19 protein-coding genes, 2 tRNA genes and 3 rRNA genes are annotated in these 25,858 nt (G+C 41.1%); 15 read left to right on the forward strand and 9 right to left on the reverse strand.

The features are described from left to right. Positions 1-14 precede the first annotated feature (14 nt). The 15 genes from alr (at position 15) to P3U61_RS03775 (ending at position 14,634) form a co-directional block, all read left to right on the forward strand. On the forward strand, positions 15-1,163 hold the full coding sequence (alr, locus tag P3U61_RS03705) for an alanine racemase (RefSeq protein ID WP_014613377.1): 1,149 nt from the start codon (positions 15-17) through the stop codon (positions 1,161-1,163). 84 nt (positions 1,164-1,247) lie between these two features. Further along, positions 1,248-1,418 carry a type II toxin-antitoxin system antitoxin MazE gene (gene mazE, locus P3U61_RS03710; RefSeq protein WP_014613378.1) on the forward strand — a complete coding sequence of 57 codons (171 nt, stop codon included), beginning with the start codon at positions 1,248-1,250 and terminating at the stop codon, positions 1,416-1,418. Beyond that, positions 1,419-1,772, forward strand: coding sequence for a type II toxin-antitoxin system PemK/MazF family toxin (locus tag P3U61_RS03715; RefSeq protein WP_014613379.1), 354 nt, complete (start codon positions 1,419-1,421; stop codon positions 1,770-1,772). It abuts the gene before it with no gap. 57 nt (positions 1,773-1,829) lie between these two features. After that, complete coding sequence (locus P3U61_RS03720; RefSeq protein WP_014613380.1) at positions 1,830-2,834, forward strand: SpoIIE family protein phosphatase; 1,005 nt, start codon at positions 1,830-1,832, stop codon at positions 2,832-2,834. A 78-nt stretch (positions 2,835-2,912) separates the two neighbouring features. Then, positions 2,913-3,239, forward strand: a complete 327-nt coding sequence (locus tag P3U61_RS03725; protein ID WP_014613381.1) for an anti-sigma factor antagonist — start codon at positions 2,913-2,915, stop codon at positions 3,237-3,239. Beyond that, a complete protein-coding gene (rsbW, locus tag P3U61_RS03730) occupies positions 3,239-3,718 on the forward strand; it encodes an anti-sigma B factor RsbW (RefSeq protein WP_031253870.1) in 480 nt (159 codons plus the stop codon). Before P3U61_RS03725 ends, rsbW begins: the two co-directional genes overlap by 1 nt. Next, positions 3,693-4,463 (forward strand): RNA polymerase sigma factor SigB, encoded by a 771-nt coding sequence (gene sigB, locus P3U61_RS03735; RefSeq protein WP_015729428.1) that lies wholly within the window; start codon positions 3,693-3,695, stop codon positions 4,461-4,463. The genes rsbW and sigB overlap by 26 nt, the downstream gene beginning before the upstream one ends. Positions 4,464-4,741: 278 nt before the next feature. Then, positions 4,742-6,892, forward strand: a complete 2,151-nt coding sequence (locus tag P3U61_RS03740) for a Tex family protein (RefSeq protein WP_063284941.1) — start codon at positions 4,742-4,744, stop codon at positions 6,890-6,892. After that, a complete protein-coding gene (locus P3U61_RS03745) occupies positions 6,885-7,337 on the forward strand; it encodes a SprT family protein (protein WP_015729426.1) in 453 nt (150 codons plus the stop codon). The genes P3U61_RS03740 and P3U61_RS03745 overlap by 8 nt, the downstream gene beginning before the upstream one ends. 354 nt (positions 7,338-7,691) lie before the next feature. Beyond that, positions 7,692-7,774, forward strand: a tRNA-Leu gene (locus P3U61_RS03750). Between the two features lie 24 nt (positions 7,775-7,798). Next, a tRNA-Gly gene (locus P3U61_RS03755) sits at positions 7,799-7,872 on the forward strand. A gap of 134 nt (positions 7,873-8,006) precedes the next feature. Continuing rightward, positions 8,007-9,558: ribosomal RNA gene (locus P3U61_RS03760) — 16S ribosomal RNA — on the forward strand. Between the two features lie 392 nt (positions 9,559-9,950). Beyond that, positions 9,951-12,872, forward strand: a 23S ribosomal RNA gene (locus P3U61_RS03765). Between the two features lie 78 nt (positions 12,873-12,950). Continuing rightward, positions 12,951-13,065, forward strand: a 5S ribosomal RNA gene (gene rrf, locus P3U61_RS03770). The 16S, 23S and 5S rRNA genes sit together here with 2 tRNA genes alongside, the layout of an rRNA operon. A gap of 432 nt (positions 13,066-13,497) precedes the next feature. Then, complete coding sequence (locus tag P3U61_RS03775; protein ID WP_410254253.1) at positions 13,498-14,634, forward strand: MFS transporter; 1,137 nt, start codon at positions 13,498-13,500, stop codon at positions 14,632-14,634. 69 nt (positions 14,635-14,703) lie between these two features. On the opposite strand, the gene ilvA is transcribed toward P3U61_RS03775, so the two are convergent. From ilvA to ilvD, 9 genes are read right to left on the reverse strand one after another with little or no spacing between them, the layout of a single operon-like run. Then, complete coding sequence (gene ilvA / locus P3U61_RS03780) at positions 14,704-15,972, reverse strand: threonine ammonia-lyase IlvA (RefSeq protein ID WP_014613387.1); 1,269 nt, start codon at positions 15,970-15,972, stop codon at positions 14,704-14,706. A gap of 12 nt (positions 15,973-15,984) precedes the next feature. Next, the gene (leuD, locus tag P3U61_RS03785; protein WP_014613388.1) at positions 15,985-16,557 is read right to left on the reverse strand and encodes a 3-isopropylmalate dehydratase small subunit; all 573 of its coding nucleotides are present in this window, start codon (positions 16,555-16,557) and stop codon (positions 15,985-15,987) included. Further along, positions 16,557-17,930 carry a 3-isopropylmalate dehydratase large subunit gene (gene leuC, locus P3U61_RS03790; protein WP_100006624.1) on the reverse strand — a complete coding sequence of 458 codons (1,374 nt, stop codon included), beginning with the start codon at positions 17,928-17,930 and terminating at the stop codon, positions 16,557-16,559. Before leuC ends, leuD begins: the two co-directional genes overlap by 1 nt. 3 nt (positions 17,931-17,933) lie before the next feature. Continuing rightward, complete coding sequence (gene leuB / locus P3U61_RS03795; RefSeq protein ID WP_063278598.1) at positions 17,934-18,983, reverse strand: 3-isopropylmalate dehydrogenase; 1,050 nt, start codon at positions 18,981-18,983, stop codon at positions 17,934-17,936. Continuing rightward, positions 18,980-20,512, reverse strand: a complete 1,533-nt coding sequence (locus P3U61_RS03800) for a 2-isopropylmalate synthase (protein ID WP_063278597.1) — start codon at positions 20,510-20,512, stop codon at positions 18,980-18,982. The genes leuB and P3U61_RS03800 overlap by 4 nt, the downstream gene beginning before the upstream one ends. A 21-nt stretch (positions 20,513-20,533) precedes the next feature. Next, complete coding sequence (ilvC, locus tag P3U61_RS03805) at positions 20,534-21,538, reverse strand: ketol-acid reductoisomerase (protein WP_063278596.1); 1,005 nt, start codon at positions 21,536-21,538, stop codon at positions 20,534-20,536. Between the two features lie 34 nt (positions 21,539-21,572). Continuing rightward, complete coding sequence (gene ilvN, locus P3U61_RS03810) at positions 21,573-22,046, reverse strand: acetolactate synthase small subunit (protein ID WP_014613393.1); 474 nt, start codon at positions 22,044-22,046, stop codon at positions 21,573-21,575. Beyond that, the gene (gene ilvB / locus P3U61_RS03815) at positions 22,043-23,797 is read right to left on the reverse strand and encodes a biosynthetic-type acetolactate synthase large subunit (RefSeq protein WP_101457718.1); all 1,755 of its coding nucleotides are present in this window, start codon (positions 23,795-23,797) and stop codon (positions 22,043-22,045) included. The genes ilvN and ilvB overlap by 4 nt, the downstream gene beginning before the upstream one ends. Before the next feature lie 20 nt (positions 23,798-23,817). Continuing rightward, the gene (gene ilvD, locus P3U61_RS03820; protein WP_323695717.1) at positions 23,818-25,506 is read right to left on the reverse strand and encodes a dihydroxy-acid dehydratase; all 1,689 of its coding nucleotides are present in this window, start codon (positions 25,504-25,506) and stop codon (positions 23,818-23,820) included. Positions 25,507-25,858 lie beyond the last annotated feature (352 nt).

Below are 25,858 nucleotides of genomic sequence, written 5' to 3' on the forward strand. Positions count from 1 at the left end.
GAAGGATGACAATCATGTCAGAAAAATATTATCGCACCACCACGATGAAAGTGAATTTAGATGCGATTACAGAGAATTATTATGCATTAACGAAATTACAACCGAATAAAACGATGATGCCTGTCGTAAAAGCGAATGCATACGGTTTAGGGAGTATCCAAATTGCCCAACATTTAAGTCAATTAGGTGCGGAATTTTTCTGTGTGGCCACTCTGGATGAAGCGATTGAGTTAAGAATGCACGGTATAAAAGAGAAAATTTTGATTTTATCTAGCATTCCACCTGATGCCATTAATAAAGCCATTCAGCACCGTGTTGCTGTTACAGTTCCTTCAAGAGCATGGTTAGAAGCGGCGACTGCAGAAATTGACGAAGATAATGAAAAGACGTTATGGTTACATATTAAAGTGGATACAGGCATGAATCGACTTGGTGTGAAAGATATTGAAGCGTATCATGATATTATCAACTTCATTCATGCGCATGAAAATCTCGTCTTTGAAGGCGCTTTCTCACATTTTCATTCCGCTGATGAGGACAATGATTCTGCACACTTGCAATATGAACGCTTTGAAGAAATTATCGAAAGTACAGAGCATCCTACGTACATTCATATGCAAAATTCTGCGGGAACGTTACGCTTTAATCCGTCATTATGTAATGCATTCAGACCAGGTATTGCGTTATACGGTTACTATCCATCAGCGTTCATTGAAAAAATTGCAACTGCACAATTAGCACCAGCTGTTCAACTCGTTACAGAAGTGATGGAAGTGAAATCACTCATTAAAGGTGAAACGGTCGGATACGGTCAAACTTACACGGCACCTGAAGATATGACGATTGCATTATTGCCGATTGGTTATGCGGACGGCTATTTACGTTCGATGCAAGGCGCGAATGTTAGAATTGGCACCACGGAATGTGAAATTGTTGGTCGGGTGAGCATGGACCGTACAGCCATTCGTGTGCCAGCAACAGTGCAAATGGGAGAGGAGGTCATTTTAATTGATGATCAAGCCCATACGTCACAATCTGTAGAAAGCCTTGCAGCACAACAACAAACGATTAATTATGAAGTGTTATGTAATATCGGAAGAAGAGTGCCGCGTGTGTATTTTGTACAAGAAATGGTTGAAATATCCAACGAATTGTTAAAATAGTATGGTGATTCCGCTCTGTTTTTGTTATGATGGACATAATAAAAAGAGTTTTTAATGTGTTGTATTGATATGGAGGTCCTATTTATGTCAGCATTCAATCAAACAAGATTTAAAAATTTAGAACAGTCGTTAAAAGAAGGTTATGTACAGATGGCAGATTTAAATCTCTCCCTAGCCACTGAGGCGTATCCAGTTGAATGTGAAGCTTGCGATTGTAATGAATCACACTTGACAACTGATTACAAGGAAGACTAAATGAAGCGCGGAGACGTTTATTTAGCAGATTTATCACCAGTACAGGGCTCTGAACAGGGGGGAGTAAGGCCCGTTGTCATTATTCAAAATGACACTGGTAATAAGTATAGTCCCACTGTGATTGTAGCCGCAATTACTGGTCGGATTAATAAGGCAAAGATACCAACGCATGTCGAAATCGAAAAAAATAAATATAAGCTCGATAAAGATTCTGTTATTTTACTAGAACAAATTCGAACAGTCGATAAGAAACGATTAAAAGAAAAGTTAACGTTTTTGTCTGAGAAGAAGATGAAAGAAGTTAACAATGCGATTGGTATTAGTTTAGGACTGCACATGAATCATCATAAATAGGCTTTAGGATAACGCTCCTAAAGCCTTTTACAGTTTTAAGTGGAAGGAGAACGTTTAATGACAAATCAGAATGAATCGCGATACTTTCAACTTGTTGATCAATTTTTGCAAAGTGAAAGTAAAGCCAGTGTTCTCAATCAAGCGCATTCTTTTTCTGAAAATTTATCTGATGATGCATTATTGCCAGAAGAATTTGTAGATATACATAGAAAATACGTTCAGAAGTATGAGCTGTCACGTGAAGACATGATTGCGATTTTAGATATTTTAAGAGCGGTTATTGGTAGCTTTGGTTACGATTATGAAGACTATAAAGCATTGGTTGACCGTGTTGAAGTCCATGATAAGGAATTGGACGTCGCTTCACGTTTACAACAAACGATGTTAAAAACAAATATCCCACAGTTTGACGGTATCCAAATCGGTGTCATTTCTGTTGCGGCTCAACATGTGAGTGGCGATTATTTTAACTTAATTGATCATAAAGATGGCACGATGAGTTTTGCGGTTGCGGACGTCATTGGTAAAGGGATTCCGGCTGCATTAGCCATGAGTATGATTAAGTTTGGCATGGATTCGTACGGCCATTCTCAACTCCCTAACGATGGTTTGAAGCGTTTAAATCGCGTCGTAGAAAAAAATATCAATCAAAATATGTTTGTAACCATGTTTTATGGACTTTATGAAGAGATTAATCACGTTCTTTACTGTAGTTCGGCAGGGCATGAACCGGGTTATATTTTCAGAGCGGAATCTGACACATTTGAAGAAATCAAAGTTCGAGGTCGTGTATTAGGTGTAAGCCCACATGTAAGATATCAACAACAAGAAATAGCCATTAACATTGATGATATGATTATCGTTTTTACAGATGGTGTAACCGAAATTCGAAAAGAAAACGGTGAGTTTATTGATACTCGCTATTTACTTAATTTTATACTTGCATACAAGCAATTACATCCACAAGATATCGTTCAACTCTTATATGAAGAATTACTGAGATTGCAAAAAAAAGGCAAACGAGATGATTTAACCATTTTAATTATTAAGCGCGTGCACTAAAGTTGAAAAATGAGATTAATGATGTATTGAAATGGGTAAAATGAACAAGTAGAGAATAAAGTAGGAGTGTAATCAATAATGAACCTTAATATAGAAACTGAAAAGCATGAAACACATTATGATGTCGCAGTAGCCGGTGAACTAGATGTTGCCACAGTACCGGAACTTGAAAAAGTGCTCGTTCCTATACGTCAAGCAGGGACGCACGATATTTATGTTAATTTAGAGAAGTTAAACTATATGGACTCAACAGGTTTAGGACTATTTGTTGGAACTTTAAAAGCGTTAAATCAGCACGAAAAAGAGTTATACATTCTAGGTGTGAATGATCGTATTAAAAGGTTGTTTGAAATTACAGGCCTGAATGATTTGATGCATGTCAACGAAGGAACGGAGGTCGAATGATGATGCAATCCAACGATATCATTGAAATGCGACTTCCTGCTTCTGCTGAGTATGTCAGTTTAATACGTTTGACTTTATCGGGTGTGTTTACACGTGCCGGTGCGCATTATGATGACATTGAAGACGCTAAAATTGCTGTGAGTGAAGCGGTGACGAATGCTGTGAAACATGCTTATAAAGATAAAGAAGAACGAGGCTACATTCACGTCTGTTTTGAACTCGCATCAGATCGCATTAAAATTGTAGTGTCTGATCAAGGTGATAGTTTTAATTATCAAGAAACAAAACAAAAACTAGGCCCTTATCAAGAAAATGAAAGTATTGATTTCTTGAGAGAAGGGGGACTCGGTTTATTCTTAATCGAATCTTTAATGGATGAAGTAACGGTCGATAAAGATACAGGTGTTACAATTAGTATGATTAAGTATATCAAAAAAGAGCAGGTGCGAAATAATGACGAAAGAGTCGAAATCAGCTAGTGCTGTTTCACCTGAACAAATCAACCAATGGATTCAAGCGTATCAGAATGATGAGGATCATGAAGCACAAGAAAAACTTGTGAAACATTATGAAAAACTGATCGAATCCTTAGCTTATAAATACTCAAAAGGTCAATCACATCACGAAGATTTAGTACAGGTTGGTATGGTAGGACTGATTGGTGCGATTAATCGATTTGATTTATCATTTGATAGAAAATTCGAAGCTTTTTTAGTCCCCACTGTCATAGGTGAAATTAAGCGCTACTTAAGGGATAAAACATGGAGTGTCCACGTCCCACGTAGAATTAAAGAAATAGGGCCGAGAATCAAAAAAGTGAGCGATGAGCTAACAAATGAATTAGGACGTTCACCGTCAATCAGCGAAATTGCGGAACGTCTTGAAGTTTCGGATGAAGATGTGTTAGAAGCAATGGAAATGGGACAAAGTTATAACGCTTTAAGTGTCGATCACTCTATTGAAGCGGATAAAGATGGCTCTACAGTGACTTTGTTAGATATTATGGGGCAACACGATGACAATTACGAGTTGACTGAGAAGCGAATGATATTAGAACGGATACTTCCTATTTTAACAGATCGTGAAAGAGAAATTATTCAATGTACATTTATTGACGGATTGAGTCAAAAAGAAACGGGAGAACGTATCGGATTAAGCCAGATGCATGTCTCGCGATTACAAAGAACAGCTATTAAGAAATTGCAGGAGGCTGCGAGAAAATAGTGTTGCGATAAAAGGATTGGGATTGGATTCCGATCCTTTTTGTGTTTATGGCAACTTGAATTTTGTCATCTGTGGCTTGATTTCAAACATAGTGAGGAACATCCTAATCATTTTATCTGTGAAATAGAATAGATATTGAGCTTTCCAGGATTGATAAAAGTTGCATTAGCATGGTTTTTATGAACTATGATACACATGCGTCTTACGTGCTCGCTGACATACTTTTAGAGATACGTGTTAAAATGTAGAAGAAAAGATTGAGAAAGCGGTGAATACTTTTGACAAATCATTTTGTACAAGCAATACATAACCAATATCAATATCCAGTTAAACATATTGAAGCGGTTCTGAAATTATTAGAAGAAAAAAATACTGTGCCTTTTATTGCACGTTACCGTAAAGAAGTGACGGGCGGTTTAGATGAAGTCGAAATCAAACAAATTGCTGATGAATATCACTATATGGAACAGTTGCAAAAGCGAAAAGATGAAGTGATACATAGTATTGAGCAACAGGGTTTGCTAACGGATGAGCTTCGACGTGACATTCAACAGCAAACAAAATTGCAACGTGTGGAAGATTTGTATCGTCCCTATAAGCAAAAGAAAAAGACCCGTGCAACAGAGGCGAAACGTAAAGGCATCGAACCTTTAGCAGAATGGATTTATAGACAAAAGTTAGACGCTGACTTAGGAGAGAAAGCGCAGACGTTTTTAACTGATGAAGTAACCTCAGTGGAAGAAGCGATTCAAGGTGCGCAGGATATCATTGCTGAAAAAATTGCAGATCATCCACAATATCGCAAGCAAATTTTAAAGTTGACGCAAAAAGAAGGGCTCATGACAGCGCTGAAAAAGAAAAAGGCTGAGGATGAAAAAGCCGTGTTTGAAATGTATTATGATTATCAAGAACCTCTCCGTCAAGTTGCGAATCATCGTATTTTAGCGATGAATCGTGGTGAAAATGAAAAAATATTGCAAGTCAAAATTGAAATGGACAAAGCGATTTTGGCACAAAATATTAAAAAACAAGAAGTCAAAGGCCACAACGAATTATCAACAATTGTGGGCGAAGCAATTGATGACGCGATGAAACGTTTAATCTTTCCTTCCATTGAACGTGAAATAAGAACCGATTTAACAGAGCGCGCAGAAGCACAAGCGATTACATTGTTTAGTGAAAACTTGAAAAATCTGTTGTTACAACCACCATTAAAAGGGAAGCAAATTTTAGGCGTCGATCCAGCTTTTCGAACTGGCTGTAAACTCGCAGTCATTAATCCGTATGGGACATTTATCGAAAAATCCGTCATGTACCCACATCCACCTGTATCTAAAGTGGCTGAAGCTGAAAAAGTCTTCTTAAAAATGGTGAAAGACTTCGATATTAATTTAATTGCGATAGGAAATGGAACAGCGAGTCGTGAAACGGAACAGTTTGTCGCACGTATGATTCAAGACCATGCACTCGATGTCCAGTATATTATTGTGAACGAGGCAGGGGCATCCGTTTACTCGGCGTCTGAGATTGCGCGTACTGAATTCCCTGATTTTCAAGTGGAAGAGCGTAGTGCCGTATCGATTGGTAGACGTGTACAAGATCCTTTAAGTGAACTCGTTAAAATTGATCCTAAGTCGATCGGTGTCGGACAATATCAACACGACGTGAACCAAAAGGCGCTAGATGCTGCACTTGACTTTGTAGTTGAAACTGCTGTTAACCAAGTCGGTGTGGATGTCAATACGGCTTCAAGTACATTGCTTCAGCACGTGTCAGGGTTATCACGACAAATTGCTGATAACATTGTGTTGTATCGTGAAGAAAACGGGGCCATTACTCATCATCGTCAACTGAATAAGGTTAAACGATTAGGTGCGAAAACGTTCGAACAAAGTATCGGATTTTTACGTATTGTGAATGGTAAAGAACCGTTAGACAATACAGCAATTCATCCAGAAAGTTATGATGCGACTTATCAATTATTAGAAAGTTTAGAACTCAAAATTACAGATATTGGCACATCTGAATTAGCAAAGGTTTTATCAACATTGAATATAGCAAGTTATGCGACGAAGTTAAACATCGGTGTCCCTACGTTAGAAGACATCGTGAAGTCATTAATCGCACCAAACCGAGATCCTCGTGATGATTATGAAACACCTGAATTAAAGTCAGATGTATTGTCGATAGAGGATTTATCAAAAGGTATGAAATTGAATGGAACAGTGCGAAATGTTGTTGATTTCGGTGCTTTTGTCGACATCGGCATTAAGCAAGACGGTTTAGTACACATTTCAAAACTTGCTAAAAAGTTTATCAAACACCCGATGGACATTGTCAGCGTTGGAGACATTGTAGAAGTGTGGATTGAAAATATTGATGAAAATAAAGGGAAAGTTGCTCTGACAATGATTGATCCAAATGAATAATGAATCTTTGCAGCAACTCACTGAACAACTTGCAATGGAACATTTTGGACTCCCTTTTAAACATCGTATTTACTTTAATCGTCGTTTACGTACAACGGGTGGACGTTATATGTTATCTTCACATGATATTGAAATTAATCCTAAGCAATACGAACATTTTGGTGAGCAAGCACTTGTTGATATTATTAAACATGAATTGTGTCACTACTTTTTGCATTTGAGTGGTAGAGGGCATCAACATAAAGATAGAGATTTTAAAGTATTAGCTGAAAAAGTAGGTGCGCCTAGATTTTGCCAACCGACTGAAAGTTATACATCAAGAGCGAACTATGAATATGAATGCCAAAGGTGCCATAGTAGTTATGTTCGCATTAGAAAAGTTAATGTTGTTAAGATGCGGTGTGGTCGATGTGGAGGGCATTTAAAGTTGAAAAGGTATTTATAAGTTGTTGAGGCACTATATGCTGACTGAAGAATATGAGCGATAGTGCCTTTTTTAATGATTGATTTTATTTTTGTAATATGTGCTTTATGAGAACCAAAAGTTAGAAAAATAGGGAGATATGTATTGACATTATTTGTGTGCCTGATTATAATAACAAAGTCGTCAAAAAAAGTTGTAAGCAGTTCAAAATGATGTTTGACAATGATGACGAAATGTTGTATTCTAAAATTCGTCGCAAAAAGTGAATGTTAAAGACAGATTACAAACATTAAAAAAATATTAAAAAAGTGTTGACACTACTAATGTGATATAATATAATAATCATTGTTCTGAAAAAAGAAAACATTGTTCCAAGCGGTCGTGGCGGAATGGCAGACGCGCTAGGTTGAGGGCCTAGTGGGAGAAATCCCGTGGAGGTTCAAGTCCTCTCGGCCGCATCAACCATCACTTAAATTAAGTACGCGGGTGTAGTTTAATGGTAAAACCTCAGCCTTCCAAGCTGATGTTGTGAGTTCGATTCTCATCACCCGCTCCATAAAACAAATTGAAATGAACATTGAAAACTGAATGACAATATGTCAACGTTAATTCCAATAATTTGAGTACTTCAAAAGTACTTTCAAGAGTGATTGACTTAAACAATCAACGAGCTATATCAAGCTTACTTCTTTTATGGAGAGTTTGATCCTGGCTCAGGATGAACGCTGGCGGCGTGCCTAATACATGCAAGTCGAGCGAACAGATAAGGAGCTTGCTCCTTTGACGTTAGCGGCGGACGGGTGAGTAACACGTGGGTAACCTACCTATAAGACTGGAATAACTCCGGGAAACCGGGGCTAATGCCGGATAACATGTTGAACCGCATGGTTCTACAGTGAAAGACGGTCTTGCTGTCACTTATAGATGGACCCGCGCCGTATTAGCTAGTTGGTGGGGTAACGGCCTACCAAGGCGACGATACGTAGCCGACCTGAGAGGGTGATCGGCCACACTGGAACTGAGACACGGTCCAGACTCCTACGGGAGGCAGCAGTAGGGAATCTTCCGCAATGGGCGAAAGCCTGACGGAGCAACGCCGCGTGAGTGATGAAGGTCTTCGGATCGTAAAGCTCTGTTGTTAGGGAAGAACAAATGTGTAAGTAACTGTGCACATCTTGACGGTACCTAACCAGAAAGCCACGGCTAACTACGTGCCAGCAGCCGCGGTAATACGTAGGTGGCAAGCGTTATCCGGAATTATTGGGCGTAAAGCGCGCGTAGGCGGTTTTTTAAGTCTGATGTGAAAGCCCACGGCTCAACCGTGGAGGGTCATTGGAAACTGGAAAACTTGAGTGCAGAAGAGGAAAGTGGAATTCCATGTGTAGCGGTGAAATGCGCAGAGATATGGAGGAACACCAGTGGCGAAGGCGGCTTTCTGGTCTGCAACTGACGCTGATGTGCGAAAGCGTGGGGATCAAACAGGATTAGATACCCTGGTAGTCCACGCCGTAAACGATGAGTGCTAAGTGTTAGGGGGTTTCCGCCCCTTAGTGCTGCAGCTAACGCATTAAGCACTCCGCCTGGGGAGTACGGTCGCAAGACTGAAACTCAAAGGAATTGACGGGGACCCGCACAAGCGGTGGAGCATGTGGTTTAATTCGAAGCAACGCGAAGAACCTTACCAAATCTTGACATCCTTTGACCGCTCTAGAGATAGAGTTTTCCTCTTCGGAGGACAAAGTGACAGGTGGTGCATGGTTGTCGTCAGCTCGTGTCGTGAGATGTTGGGTTAAGTCCCGCAACGAGCGCAACCCTTGAACTTAGTTGCCATCATTCAGTTGGGCACTCTAAGTTGACTGCCGGTGACAAACCGGAGGAAGGTGGGGATGACGTCAAATCATCATGCCCCTTATGATTTGGGCTACACACGTGCTACAATGGACAATACAAAGGGCAGCGAAACCGCGAGGTCAAGCAAATCCCATAAAGTTGTTCTCAGTTCGGATTGTAGTCTGCAACTCGACTACATGAAGCTGGAATCGCTAGTAATCGTAGATCAGCATGCTACGGTGAATACGTTCCCGGGTCTTGTACACACCGCCCGTCACACCACGAGAGTTTGTAACACCCGAAGCCGGTGGAGTAACCATTTTGGAGCTAGCCGTCGAAGGTGGGACAAATGATTGGGGTGAAGTCGTAACAAGGTAGCCGTATCGGAAGGTGCGGCTGGATCACCTCCTTTCTAAGGATAATATACGGAATATCACCATCAGGTGATAAGCGAATTAACGTGACATATTGTATTCAGTTTTGAATGCTCATTCATTTGAGGATTCAGAATGAATTGTACATTGAAAACTAGATAAGTAAGTATAGATTTTACCAAGCAAAACCGAGTGACAAGCGTTTAAAAGCTTGAAACAAAAAATTATCGCTAGTCGTCAAATGACGACTCACATAATTAATAACTGGTGATTTTGGAAAAGATTGTATTTCGGTAGACGACATGATGTTTTGAAAACGTTTGTCAGTCTATGAATCACAAGCATGAGCGAAGGCGCTTACTGCGCGTAAGTAACTGAGTGAATGTGAAGTGATGAAGCCGAATGCGAACGTTTGCCAAAATATCATATAGATTAAGTTATTAAGGGCGCACGGTGGATGCCTTGGCACTAGAAGCCGACGAAGGACGTTACTAACGACGATATGCTTTGGGGAGCTGTAAGTAAGCTTTGATCCAGAGATTTCCGAATGGGGAAACCCAGCACGAGTTATGTCGTGTTATCTGCATGTGAATACATAGCATGCAAGAAGGCAGACCCGGAGAACTGAAACATCTTAGTACCCGGAGGAAGAGAAAGAAAAATCGATTCCCTGAGTAGCGGCGAGCGAAACGGGAAGAGCCCAAACCAATAAGCTTGCTTATTGGGGTTGTAGGACACTCTGTACGGAGTTACAAAAGAATTTGTTAGACGAATAACCTGGAAAGGTTAATCAGAGAAGGTAATAATCCTGTAGTCGAAAGCGAATTCTCTCTTGAGTGGATCCTGAGTACGACGGAGCACGTGAAATTCCGTCGGAATCTGGGAGGACCATCTCCTAAGGCTAAATACTCTCTAGTGACCGATAGTGAACCAGTACCGTGAGGGAAAGGTGAAAAGTACCCCGGAAGGGGAGTGAAAGAGAACTTGAAACCGTGTGCTTACAAGTAGTCAGAGCCCGTTAATGGGTGATGGCGTGCCTTTTGTAGAATGAACCGGCGAGTTACGATCTGATGCAAGGTTAAGCAGAAAATGTGGAGCCGTAGCGAAAGCGAGTCTGAATAGGGCGAATGAGTATTTGGTCGTAGACCCGAAACCAGGTGATCTACCCTTGGTCAGGTTGAAGTTCAGGTAACACTGAATGGAGGACCGAACCGACTTACGTTGAAAAGTGAGCGGATGAACTGAGGGTAGCGGAGAAATTCCAATCGAACTTGGAGATAGCTGGTTCTCTCCGAAATAGCTTTAGGGCTAGCCTCAAGTGATGATTATTGGAGGTAGAGCACTGTTTGGACGAGGGGCCCCTCTCGGGTTACCGAATTCAGACAAACTCCGAATGCCAAATAATTTAACTTGGGAGTCAGAATGTGGGTGATAAGGTCCATATTCGAAAGGGAAACAGCCCAGACCACCAGCTAAGGTCCCAAAATATATGTTAAGTGGAAAAGGATGTGGCGTTGCCCAGACAACTAGGATGTTGGCTTAGAAGCAGCCATCATTTAAAGAGTGCGTAATAGCTCACTAGTCGAGTGACACTGCGCCGAAAATGTACCGGGGCTAAACATATTACCGAAGCTGTGGATTGTCCTTTGGACAATGGTAGGAGAGCGTTCTAAGGGCGTTGAAGCATGATCGCAAGGACATGTGGAGCGCTTAGAAGTGAGAATGCCGGTGTGAGTAGCGAAAGACGGGTGAGAATCCCGTCCACCGATTGACTAAGGTTTCCAGAGGAAGGCTCGTCCGCTCTGGGTTAGTCGGGTCCTAAGCTGAGGCCGACAGGCGTAGGCGATGGATAACAGGTTGATATTCCTGTACCACCATTATTCGTTTTAAGCGATGGGGGGACGCAGTAGGATAGGCGAAGCGTGCTGTTGGAGTGCACGTCCAAGCAGTGAGATTGAGTGTTAGGCAAATCCGGCACTCTTAAGATTGAGCTGTGATGGGGAGAGGAACTTGTTCCTCGAGTCGTTGATTTCACACTGCCGAGAAAAGCCTCTAGCTAGAATAACGGTGCCCGTACCGCAAACCGACACAGGTAGTCAAGATGAGAATTCTAAGGTGAGCGAGCGAACTCTCGTTAAGGAACTCGGCAAAATGACCCCGTAACTTCGGGAGAAGGGGTGCTCTTTGAGGTTCACGCTTCGAAGAGCCGCAGTGAATAGGCCCAAGCGACTGTTTATCAAAAACACAGGTCTCTGCTAAACCGTAAGGTGACGTATAGGGGCTGACGCCTGCCCGGTGCTGGAAGGTTAAGAGGAGTGGTTAGCGCAAGCGAAGCTACGAATCGAAGCCCCAGTAAACGGCGGCCGTAACTATAACGGTCCTAAGGTAGCGAAATTCCTTGTCGGGTAAGTTCCGACCCGCACGAAAGGCGTAACGATTTGGGCACTGTCTCAACGAGAGACTCGGTGAAATCATAGTACCGGTGAAGATGCCGGTTACCCGCGACAGGACGGAAAGACCCCGTGGAGCTTTACTGTAGCCTGATATTGAAATTCGGTACAGTTTGTACAGGATAGGTAGGAGCCTTAGAAGCGTGAGCGCTAGCTTACGTGGAGGCATTGGTGGGATACTACCCTAATTGTATTGGATTTCTAACCCGCAGCACTTATCGTGCTGGGAGACAGTGTCAGGCGGGCAGTTTGACTGGGGCGGTCGCCTCCTAAAGAGTAACGGAGGCGCTCAAAGGTTCCCTCAGAATGGTTGGAAATCATTCATAGAGTGTAAAGGCATAAGGGAGCTTGACTGCGAGACCTACAAGTCGAGCAGGGTCGAAAGACGGACTTAGTGATCCGGTGGTTCCGCATGGAAGGGCCATCGCTCAACGGATAAAAGCTACCCCGGGGATAACAGGCTTATCTCCCCCAAGAGTTCACATCGACGGGGAGGTTTGGCACCTCGATGTCGGCTCATCGCATCCTGGGGCTGTAGTCGGTCCCAAGGGTTGGGCTGTTCGCCCATTAAAGCGGTACGCGAGCTGGGTTCAGAACGTCGTGAGACAGTTCGGTCCCTATCCGTCGTGGGCGTAGGAAATTTGAGAGGAGCTGTCCTTAGTACGAGAGGACCGGGATGGACATACCTCTGGTGTACCAGTTGTCGTGCCAACGGCATAGCTGGGTAGCTATGTATGGACGGGATAAGTGCTGAAAGCATCTAAGCATGAAGCCCCCCTCGAGATGAGATTTCCCAACTTCGGTTATAAGATCCCTCAAAGATGATGAGGTGAATAGGTTCGAGGTGGAAGCGTAGCGATACGTGGAGCTGACGAATACTAATCGATCGAAGACTTAATCAACATAATTGTTCATAAGGTGATGCTTGTGATAAATATACTTACTATCTAGTTTTGAATGTATAACATTCAACAACTTAATCTGGTGCCAATGGCAAAGAGGCCACACCTGTTCCCATGCCGAACACAGAAGTTAAGCTCTTTAGCGCCGATGGTAGTCGGACTTACGTTCCGCGAGAGTAGGACGGTGCCAGGTTATTTCAAAAGCTTCGAAGCAATCATTATTGTTTCGGGGCTTTTTTAATACCGTAAAGGGTTCCTGTCATCCGCATCACACATAGAGGTGAAATGTGATCCCCCTCAATCAATGCCTTTGTTCATCTATTGCCTATATTCCCGTCATCCTCCCAGTGTGTAACGATTGTTTACAATATCTTCTTAGAGCGCAAAACCTGTCACTATGACATGTTTTCAACTTCAACCTAACTGATACTTGTGCGATCTTATAAAATAAAATATAATACAGATATCAGTTGGCGCAATATTAAGAAAATTTAAACTACTATTCCATTGTACTAAATAACCTCCATTACACGATTCGCACAGGCATCAAGAATATAAAGTTTGGAGGTGTCACACTTTGACACGTAATGCTTAAAAATTAATCATCTTTGGTTTTATTTCTACCATTGGTTCAAGTGTCTTCAGTTTCGCTTGTGCCTTCCATATTTTGAAAAACACAGAAAATAGTTATTTGTACAGTATTTATTTAACTTTGATTGTGATCACAACCATACTTTCTACGCCAATTAGTGGTGTATTTATAGACTCAGTCAACAATAAACGGTTAATTTTGTACTCTCAATTATCAAGTGTGGCTGCACTGATCATTTTTTCTTTGTTATACGATGACAATGTATATATGATTATTTGTTTAGGTCTCTTATTAACGGTTCCTGATGGGATAAACTCTGTCATTATTCAGAAAAACTTACAACTTATCGTGACAGACAATTTAGAGCGTGTGATATCGATTAGACAAACGGTGTCGACATTGACAAGCTTTGTTTCTCCAATCATTGGGGGCATTGTCATTGCATTTATACCGCTGCAAGTCATCGGGATGATGAATATGCTTACTGAAGCGATTTCGATTATTCTTATACAATCATTACCAATTATTAATCACCAACAAATGAAAAGTCAGTTCGTGCACTCTTTTAAAGAAGGTGTGCAATACTTAGTGAAGAAAAAAGAAATTATGACATTTCTCGTTTGTGCGATGTTAAACAACTTTTTAATCAATGTCATAGTTGTTGGCGTACCGATTATTGCGATACAACAGTTGCATCTTAAATCGACACAGTTTGGGATGATTGAATCAGGTTACACGATTGCGCTATTTTTAGTGTCATTTGTGATGTCGATTTATCCTGTGAAAAGAGGGGTCACATTATTTTATAAGATTGGAATTTTGATTGAAATTGTCACTTTATTTTCACTTGGCGTCTTTTTATTGTACCCACATCAAAATTTGACGTCATTTATCTTTCTGATTGCGACATATATGTTGATTGGTGTAAGTTTACCAATTATTAATACACCTTATGGCGTCTATTTACAGAAGGCAGTAGAGGACGAATATAAAGGGCGCGTCTTTTCGCTGAATTCATCTATTGCACAAGCGATTATACCTGTTTCACTGAGCTTTTTTGGGTTTATCCTTAATGATAATGCCGCACAAGTTTTTATGATTGATGCGATATTGATGCTCGTCGTCTTAACTGGATTTAGTATCGCTATGAGAAAGTATCAATCTGACTAATATCTCAAAATTTTAAAAAGGAGCAAATGTGAGAGGTGGTTCTCTCAAGTTTGCTCCTTTTGAATCATCTTAAATTAATAACGAATACAGCATTTTGTTTTCGTTAATATAAATGTTTTTAGGGTCAAATTGATTGACGTTACGAATGAGCGTGTCTAGGTCTGCTCTATTTTGAAGTTGAATGCCGATAATGACAGTTCCGGTATTTTGAGAAGACTTCTTCAGATATTCGAACTTGGTAATATCATCGTGTGGTCCAAGCACATCATTCACGAATTGTCTGAGTGCCCCTGGACGTTGTGGGAAGTTCAAAATAAAGTAATGCTTCATTTCTTCGTATAATAATGAACGTTCTTCAATTTCTTTCATTCGGTTAATATCGTTATTCCCTCCAGAAACGATACAGACGACATTTTTCCCTTTAATTTGATCTTGGTATTGTTCTAGGGCGCTGACGCTTAATGCGCCGGCAGGTTCTGCAACGATGGCTTGTTTCGAATACATGTCTAAAATAGTTGAACAAACAGCCCCTTCGTCAATTTGCACATAATCATCTAATGCTTTACGACAAATGTTAAATGTAATTTCACCCACACGTGCGACAGAAGCGCCATCGACAAATTTATCGATATTGTCCAATGTCACCACTTCGCCTGCTTGTACGGATTGATACATACTGCTCGCGCCTAATGGTTCCACACCAATCAGTTTGGTAGAAGGGGAATGTGCTTTAAAATAAGTCGCTACACCTGACATAAGCCCGCCACCACCAATAGCGCCGAACACATAATCAATTGTGATATTGTCCGTTTTTGCCGCTTCGATCATTTCTTTTGCTAATGTCCCTTGACCAGCGATCGTATGCACATTATTAAACGGATCAATGAAAGTCATATCGTGTTGTTCAGTATAACTCAGCGCCGACTTTAAGCAATCATCAAATGTATCGCCCTCTAGTTTAATTTCAACGTTGTCACCACCGAAAAATTGAACTTGATTGACTTTTTGTTTTGGTGTTGTCACAGGCATGAAGATAACCGCATGTAAGTTGAGGTATTTGGCTGTAAACGCGACACCTTGCGCATGGTTTCCGGCACTTGCACATGTGATACCTTGGTTTCTCTTTTCTTCTGGTAATACAGCAATGGCATTGTAAGCGCCACGTAGTTTAAATGAACGCACCCATTGAAGATCTTCGCGCTTTAAATACACATTACAATCATATTTGAGCGATAAATAATGATCCTTTTCCAATGGTGTTTCTTTAACAATTGTGTTGAGACGTAAAAATGCATCTTCAACATCTTGGGCTTGAACAGGTGTAGTTTTTACAGACATTGTTCCCACTCCTTAAGTATGTTTTAGTTCATAGTCTTTGATTAATGCTTCATATTTTAATGTGATAGCAATATCATCTAAGCCATTCACAAGTTTTTCTTTCCACGTTTCATCAATGTCAAAGTGATAATTTTGCTCGGGTGTTTGGATGATTTGTTGTGGCAAGTCAATTGTGATTTCAGGATAACGCGCAATCGCTTCTCGTGATGCACGGTCAAGTCGAATCGGCAACAGTGCATTTTTCGTACAGTTCATATAAAAAATGTCACTGAAACTTTCCGCAATAATCACTTGAAAACCGAAATCTTTTAACGCCCATGCGGCATGCTCACGACTCGAACCACAACCGAAATTGTCACCGGTAATTAAAATGGATGCCCCTTCATATTCAGGTTGATTTAAGACGAAATTAGGATTATCTGAACCGTCTTCTAAATAACGCCATTCATCAAAGAGAAAAGGGCCGTAACCTGTTTTAGATATCCGCTTTAAATGGACTTTCGGAATGATTTGATCGGTATCAATATTGTCATGAAATAATGGGACCGTTTTGCCCGAATATTGTGTAATTGCTTTAATTTCCATCACGCTTCAACCACCTTTCTCACATCGACAAAGCGTCCGTGAATTGCCGCAGCTGCAGCCATAGCAGGGGATACCAGATGTGTTCTTGCACCTTTACCTTGACGGCCTTCGAAGTTACGGTTACTCGTTGACGCACAGTGGACACCAGCTGGCACTTGGTCGGGGTTCATACCGAGACACATGCTGCATCCAGGTTCTCTCCATTCAAAACCAGCATCTTTAAAAATTGTATCTAGGCCCATGGCTTCAGCCTCTTTCTTTACTTGACGTGAGCCAGGTACGACAATCGCTGTAATGTTTTCGTGTACTTGATTACCTTTGACGATGTGACTGGCTTCAACTAAATCGGAAATACGTGCATTCGTACATGAACCGAGGAACACATAGCCTAACGGAATATCTGTCGCAAGTTGACCTGGTTTTAAGCCCATATATTGATACGCACGTTCGTCATTGACATTTTGAATCTCTGGGAATGGTGTACTAAAGCTGACACCCATTTCAGGACTCGTGCCCCAAGTGACTTGTGGTTCTAATGCTGTCACATCTAATTCAATGATTTTATCGAATTGCGCGTCGTCATCACTGTATAGTTTACGCCAATCATCAAGTTTGTCCTCAATGTTTTGTGAGTAACGACGTCCTTCAAGGTATGCAAAAGTCGTGTTATCTGGTTGAATCAGTCCGTATTTTGCACCTGCTTCAATCGCCATATTACAAATTGTCATACGACCCTCCATCGACAAATTGCGAATCGTTTCTCCAGCAAATTCCAGTGCATAACCTGTACCAAAGTCAACGCCGTGTTGATTGATTAAATGCAAAATAATGTCTTTCGCATAAACACCTTTAGGAAGTTGCCCGGTTACGTTAATTTTTAAATTTTTCGGTTTCGTTTGCCATAGCGTTTGTGTAGCAAATACATGCTCAACTTCACTCGTCCCGATACCGAACGCAATCGCACCGAATGCGCCGTGTGTTGCAGTATGGGAGTCGCCACAAACAATCGTTTTACCCGGTTGCGTTAACCCCATTTCAGGTCCGACCATATGTACGATACCTTGTTCATCAGAGCCCATATCAAACAATGTGACGTTAAAGTCTTTACAGTTTTGTTGTAACGCTTGAATTTGCTTGTTTGCGATATCATCTTTAATGTTGAAAATATCGACCGTTGGTACATTGTGATCTAATGTGCCAAACGTTAAATCAGGTCTTCGTAAAGTTCGTTTTTGCATTCTGAGCCCTTCAAATGCTTGCGGTGACGTCACCTCATGTATCAAATGCAAATCAATGTATAACAATTGCGGTTCACCTTGTTGCCCGGTAATCGTATGTTGGTCCCAAATTTTATCGAAAAGTGTACGCCCCATTCGTTATGCCCCCTTAATGAATGCTTTAAAATGTTTGAAAATGTCCGTAGTGCCGTATTGCCCCCCAAGATCAGCTGTTGTGATCCCTTTAGCTATTAATGTATCGACCGTTGTTTCAATAATTGTTGCCATATCATCTCGTTCAGCTGATTCTCGTAAACACATAGCGAGTGACAACAACATGCCAAACGGATTGGCTTTATTTTGACCGGCGATGTCAGGTGCTGAGCCATGAATCGGTTCGTATAATTTTGGTCCACCTTCACTAAAACTTGCGGAAGGGGAGAGTCCTAGTGAACCAGGTAGCATCGACGCTTCATCACTTAGAATATCGCCAAATAAATTTTCAGTGATGATAACATCAAAATCAGCAGGTCGTTTGATTAAATGCATACTACATGCATCAACAAGTAAATGTTCGACCGTAACGTCAGGATATTGTTCAGCGACTTCATTAACAGTACGACGCCACAATTGACTGCTGGCAAGTACATTTTCTTTATCAACAGATGTGAGCTTTTGGCGACGTGATTGAGCCAATTGAAAACCGACATGCGCAATGCGTATAATTTCCTCTTTCGTATAAGTCATTGAATCACGTGCTTCATCGTCTTTCAGGTAGCGTGGCTCGCCAAAGTAGATGCCACTCGTCAACTCTCTAACGATAACAAGGTCGGTATTTTCGACAATGGATTGCTTTAACGGTGATAAATACGCCATGTCTGTTGTCACACGTGTGGGTCGAATATTGGCATATAAATTCAATGCTTTTCGCAAATTCAGTAAACCTTGTTCAGGACGACATTGTGGGTTCGTCCATTGAGGGCCACCAATCGCACCGAGTAAAATAGCATCTGCACGTTGACAAGCATCTAATGTTGCATCAGGTAGGGGCGTGCCATATTGATCAATGGCACAACCTCCCATCGCATAACTGTCCACCATATAATCAAAATCAACTTGAGATGCAAGTGCGTCCAAACAATCCAATGTACCTGACATAATTTCTGGTCCAATGCCATCGCCAGGTAAAGCTACAATTTTAAAAGTCATTGTACGACACCTTCTTTTTGAATGGATTGCACCGATTTACTTATCGCTTCAACATAGGCTTTGCATGAGGCATATAAAATATCGTGGTCAAAACCAACACCTACATATTCTTGGCCATTGACTTCTACTTGTACATGAACTTCAGCTTGTGCATCGCGGCCTTCAGACACGGCATCAATACGATAATCTAACAGTACAGATTCGACATTGAAAATACGATCGACCGCATTATAAATCGCAACAATGGAGCCGGTACCAATACTAGAATCTTGATAATGTTGATCATCATTATCGCGAACGACCACAACAGCACTTTGAAGGCCATTCGATACAAATTGAAGCTGTAGTGTTTCAAGATGGTAGGCGACATGTTTATCATGCTCACTATTTTGAATCAATGCGTGAATATCTTGATCAGTGACGTGTTTTTTCTTGTCGGCAATCCCTTTAAACGCTTTAAACAATACTTTTTGCTCTTCTAAATCAATGTCATATCCGAGTTGTTTCAATTTATCTTGGAACGCATGTTTACCTGATAATTTTCCCAGTGGCAGTTCCGTTTTTTTCACACCAACGAGTTTCGGGGTCATAATTTCGTACGTTTCCGGGTTTTTCAAGAAACCATCTTGATGTATACCAGACTCATGACTAAACGCATTTTTCCCGACAATCGCTTTATTACGTGGTACTCTCAATCCAGCATAGCGTGCGACCATATCAGAAGTTTGCTTCGTCAATTCGAGTTGAATTTGCGTTTGAATTTGATAATGATCTTGACGGACGTATAAACCTAATACGACCTCTTCAAGTGCAGTATTTCCGGCACGTTCACCAATCCCATTGACCGTTCCTTCAATACGTGTCGCACCATTTTCGATGGCAGCCATGCTATTTGCTACAGCTAAGCCAAGGTCATCATGACAATGGGCACTGTACGTAATTGGGACATCCGACTTGATTTTTTCTGTGAGTGCTTTGAAAATGTTGCCATATTCAGTTGGATACGTATAGCCCACCGTATCAGGAATATTGATAACAGTTGCCCCTGCATCTACTGCAGTTTGTACACTTTGGATTAAGAATGGCAACGGTGTCCGTGTCGCATCCTCTGGTGAAAATTGAACGATATCAAAACGTTCTTTTGCATAACTCACATGTGTCGTTATTGCTTCGAGCACTTCAGATTCCGTCATATGAAGCTTTGACTCTAAGTGAATAGGGCTCGTTGCAATAAAGACATGGATAGAAGGGGAAACGGCATCTTTTGTCGCTTCGTATACGGCATCGATATCAGACTTTAAGCAACGTGCTAAACCTGTAACAGTGGTATGTTTTAACGTTCGAGCGATTGCTTGTACAGATTCAAAGCTGCCTTGACTTGAAGCGGGAAAGCCAGCCTCAATAACATCGACACCCCATTTTTCGAGTTGTTCGGCCAGTTTTAATCGTTCTTCAAAGGAAAAGCTGACGCCTGGTGTTTGTTCGCCATCGCGTAGTGTAGTATCAAAAATCTGAATATGACTAGACATTTTCATTCACTCCTTAAAAAATTATTTTTGAATGCTTTTCGATTTAATAAATGGCATCATTTCACGTAAAGATTGACCGACTGCTGTAATTTGATGTCCTTGTTGTGCTTCACGCATTTGTTTAAATGATTTAAAGCCATCTTCATTATCTTTAATGAAACGAGTGCTAAATGTACCGTCTTGAATATCTTTTAATACAGCTTTCATATTTTCTTTCGTTTCTTCTGTAATGACACGTGGACCTGATACGTAGTCACCAAATTCTGCAGTGTTCGAAATAGAATAACGCATGTTTTCAAGTCCGCCCTCATACATTAAGTCAACGATCAGTTTCATTTCATGTAACACTTCGAAGTAGGCGATTTCTGGCTGGTAACCTGCTTCCACTAACACTTCAAAACCGCTTTGGATGAGACGTGTCACGCCACCACAAAGGACAGCTTGTTCACCGAATAAATCCGTTTCAGTTTCTTCTTTAAATGATGTTTCTAATACGCCTGCACGTGTTGAACCGATCCCTTTCGCGTAACTTAATGCCAAATCACGTGCTTCACCCGATGCATCTTGTTGCACAGCGAATAATGCTGGTACGGCTGAACCCTCAACAAATGTACGTCTAACTAAATGACCTGGACCTTTTGGCGCAACGAGGAAAACATCTACATCACTCGGTGGTTGGATCACGTCAAATTGAATATTAAAGCCGTGCGCAAATGCTAATGCGTTGCCTGCTTCTAAGTTAGGCTCGATTTCATTTTTGTACACGTCACCTTGAATTTCATCAGGGAGTAACACCATCACCACATCGGCTTGTTTGACAGCTTCTGCTACGGTGTAAACATTAAAACCATCTTCTTCTGCTTGGTCGAATGAACGTCCAGGGCGAATACCGATTACGACATCATAGCCATTGTCTTTTAAGTTTTGTGCGTGGGCATGACCTTGTGAACCATAACCAATAACCGCAATTTTTTTACCTTGTAATACATCTTTCTCTACTGATGAATCATAATAAACTTTTGTCATATTAAAATGCCTCCAAATAATATTTTTTGATTTTTCAAATAATTCCAGCTGTACCAGTACGTGCAACTTGCTCAATATGAAATGATGATAGATCGTCTAAAAGGTGGTTCAATGTGTATTGCGGGCCAGTAGCTTGTAAATACAAATATTGACCGTTTTCCTTCAAAATAGAAACTAGCGCATCATACGGTTGTAATACTTTGTCGAATTGCTGTTGTGGTATCGGCTTTTTTAGTTTAATGAGTAGTAATTCGCGATTAAACGTATTAATGTTCGTAATATCTTCAACTGTTAACGTATTGACTTGCTTAATTAACTGTTGAATGATCGTACGTTGTTTTTCGTCATCAGGTACTTCAGCGATAAACGTGATTTCTGAAATCCCTTCATCTAACGTCGGTGTGGCAGTAATACTCACGATATTGATTTGGCGTCTTACGAATAAACTTGTTAATCGGTTGAGTGTGCCGGCTTTATCGAAAACGCGTAATTTGAATGTTCGTCTCATAACAGTCCCTCCATCTCATGGTTCGCTTTGCCACTTGGTACCATAGGCAATACAGGTTCTACTGGTGAAATGCGAATTTCAATTAATGCAGGACCATTGTGTAAAAATGCCGCATCGATTTGCGCTTCTAAACATTTCGGGTCATCGATTAAAAAGCCTTTAACACCATAGGCTTCACTCATTTTCATGAAGTCAGGTTGATCGTTAAATACTGAATGTGAAAAACGTTGGTTAAAGAATTTGTCTTGCCATTGTTTCACCATTCCGAGCGTACCGTTGTTAATCAATACGATTTTAATATTTAAGTTAAATTCGTTCAGCAATGCCATTTCTTGGTTCGTCATTTGAAAACCGCCATCACCGACAAATGCTACGACAGTTTCATTTGGTTTTGCAAATTTTGCACCGATAGCGGCTGGGATACCGAATCCCATTGTTCCGAGTCCACCACTTGTAATCAGTTGACCGTACGTTTGGAAAGGGTAGAACTGAGCCACCCACATTTGGTGTTGGCCGACATCTGTTGCTACATAAGCTTTACCTTGTGTAATTTCACCAATGTATTCAATTGCACGTTGGGGCTTACAAAACTTTTCAAGCGGATCATCGACATATTTGAATGGATGTTTGTCTTGATAGCCTTTAATCGTTGTTAGCCATGCATCGTGATTGATTTTTTCCGTATCATATTTTAATAACGCTTCAATCACATTTTTAACATCTGCTACAATACCAAGGTCAGTTTTAATGATTTTGTCGATTTCTGACGGGTCAATATCGACATGTACAATGGTTGCATTTGGCGCAAATTCATCTGGATTACTTGCTAAACGGTCATCAAATCGCGAGCCAAAGTTAATGAGTAAGTCACATTCCGTCAATGCCATATTACTTGCATAGGAACCGTGCATGCCACCCATACCTAAGAAGTGGGGGTCATCATAAGGAATCGCACCTAAACCGTGAAGCGTCGTCACGACAGGAATTTGATATTTGTCGACTAACTGCCGTAATTGCGAATTCGATTTAGAGAAATGAATCCCTGCACCAGCTAAAATGACAGGGCGCTCTGACGTTTTTAAATAATCATTCAGTTTTTGAATTTCATCAATGTCAGGCTTTGTATTGACGTAATAGCCAGGTGTATTGACTGTATTATCGACGGGTGAATCTGTTGATAAAATGCCCATATCTTTCGGAAAATCAATCACTACCGGTCCTTTACGACCAGAATTTGCGACATGAAAAGCTTCTTTAATAATGCGCGGAATTTCTTTCACATCGTTGACTTGATAATTATGTTTCGTAATCGCCGTTGTCATTGATAAAATGTCTGCTTCTTGGAAAGCGTCTTTACCAATGCCTGGTGTCGCCACTTGACCAGTAATAACGATGAGTGGCAGCGAATCACTGTATGCATCTGCAATGCCTGTAATCGCATTCGTTGCTCCAGGACCACTCGTTACGACTACGACACCTGGTTTACCACTTACGCGCGCATAACCTTCTGCCGCATGGGTTGCACCTTGTTCATGACGGTAGAGAATATGCTTGATTTGCTCGTTGTAAAATGTGTCGTAAAGGGGGAGTACAGCCCCGCCAGGATAACCGAATATGTACTCAACGCCTTCTTCTAAAAATGCATCAACTAACAATTGTGCACCAGACTTTAAAGCGTTCGTATCAGGTTGCAGTGTTGTTTCTTCTGACTCATTGTGATTTTGTGGCACAGTATGATGAGTTTGCGTCATTTGGAACCCCTCCATTTTTATTAAAGTAAGTCTTCAGGAACTTGCATTACGCCACCTGTATTGGCGCTTGTCACTAATGCTGTATAACGTGCGAGATAACCCGTTTTCACTTTCGCTTTGAATGGTTGACGATGTGCTTGACGTTCTGCGAGTACCACGTCATCAACATGTAAAGTGAGGTCGCGATTCACAAGATCAATCGTAATGTCATCACCATCTTCAATTAAGCCGATTGGACCTCCTGCAGCAGCTTCTGGTGAAATGTGACCGACTGCAATACCTCTTGTGGCACCTGAAAAGCGGCCATCTGTAATCAATGCAACATCTTTCCCAAGACCGCGTCCGACGATAGATGAAGTAGGGGATAACATTTCTGGCATGCCTGGTCCACCTTTAGGACCTTCATAGCGAATGACAACGACATGTCCAGCACGCACCGTATGGTTATCAATCGCTTCAACCGCTTCATCATGACTGTCAAAACAAATCGCTTTTCCTTTAAAGGTCTTAATAGATGGATCAACACCACCGACTTTAATCACCGCACCATCTGGAGCAATATTACCGTAAAGAATTGACAGCCCACCTTGTTGATCGTATGGATTGTCTAAACGACGAATCACGACATCATTCGTAATTGCTTTATCTTGGTTATTTTCTCTTAAAGTTTTACCAGTAACAGTGATACGATCTGGATGAAGTACACCTTCTTTTTTCATCAGTTCATTAATGATGGCCGGGACACCGCCCGCTTGATGGACATCATCCATAGAATAAGATGAACTTGGAGCAATTTTAGATAAATAAGGTGTCTTTTTCGCAATTTCATTAATACGTGTTAAATCATAATCAATGCCTGCTTCTTTAGCGATGGCAAGTGTGTGCAGTACAGTATTTGTAGAACCACCCATCGCCATATCTAATGCAAATGCGTCGTCAATTGCTTCTTTTGTTACGATATCACGCGGTTTTAAGTCATTTTTAACATTTTCAACAAGTTGTTTCGCAGCGGCACGAATCATTTCACGACGTTGATCACTGACTGCTAGTGCTGTCCCGTTGTATGGTAGGGCTAAACCTAATACTTCCATTAAGCAGTTCATCGAGTTCGCTGTGAACATGCCTGAACAAGAACCACAAGTCGGACATGCATTTTGTTCCATATCTAAAAATTCCTCTTTAGTCATCGCGCCTTCTTTAAATGCACCAACCGCTTCAAACATAGATGAGAGAGTGAGTGCTTTCCCTTGAGCTGACAAACCGGCTTTCATTGGACCACCAGAACAGAATATCGCAGGGACGTTCGTTCTCATCGCGGCCATCAACATCCCTGGTGTAATTTTGTCACAGTTCGGAATGTAAAAAACCCCATCAAACCAGTGTGCATTAATAACGGTTTCAGCCGCATCTGCAATAATTTCACGACTCGGTAATGAATAACGCATCCCGATATGGCCCATCGCGATACCATCATCCACACCAATCGTATTAAATTCAAATGGGACACCGCCTGCTTCACGAATAGCCTCTTTCGCGATATCACCAAGTTCGCGTAAATGCACGTGTCCCGGAACGATATCAATATAAGAATTACAAATTGCGATAAATGGTTTGTCCATGTCAGTAGGGGATTTTATTTGACCTGTTGCATGTAACAAACTCCTCGCCGGTGCTTGGTGATCTCCTTTTTTAATCATGTCACTTCTCATCTCAAATGCCTCCTCGGTTTTTCAAATAAAAAAGGTACGCCCCAAAATTGAATCTGGGACGTACCTTGTAAGTCCCATTCAACTAGAAATAGGACTTAAGCGTTTAGTAATATGGCTACTAAAGCTCCAGTCCTGAGCGTAATAATAAAATGATAATATTATGATTTTGTACAGTATGGGTCATCATTGCATGTCTTTTCATTGTACATACGCTCCTTTTCTGTCGTGAATGGGTCAATCTCGCTACATCGTTAACTGTTCATCTCGTATACAATGTAGACGATTAGATGTGTGAATTAACATTAAACGCACTTTAATGTTAAGAATAGAAAGAATTGTCTAAAAATTAGAT

It is taken from the genome of Staphylococcus pseudintermedius, from assembly GCF_034042775.1.
Classification (GTDB): Bacteria; Bacillota; Bacilli; order Staphylococcales; family Staphylococcaceae; genus Staphylococcus; species Staphylococcus pseudintermedius.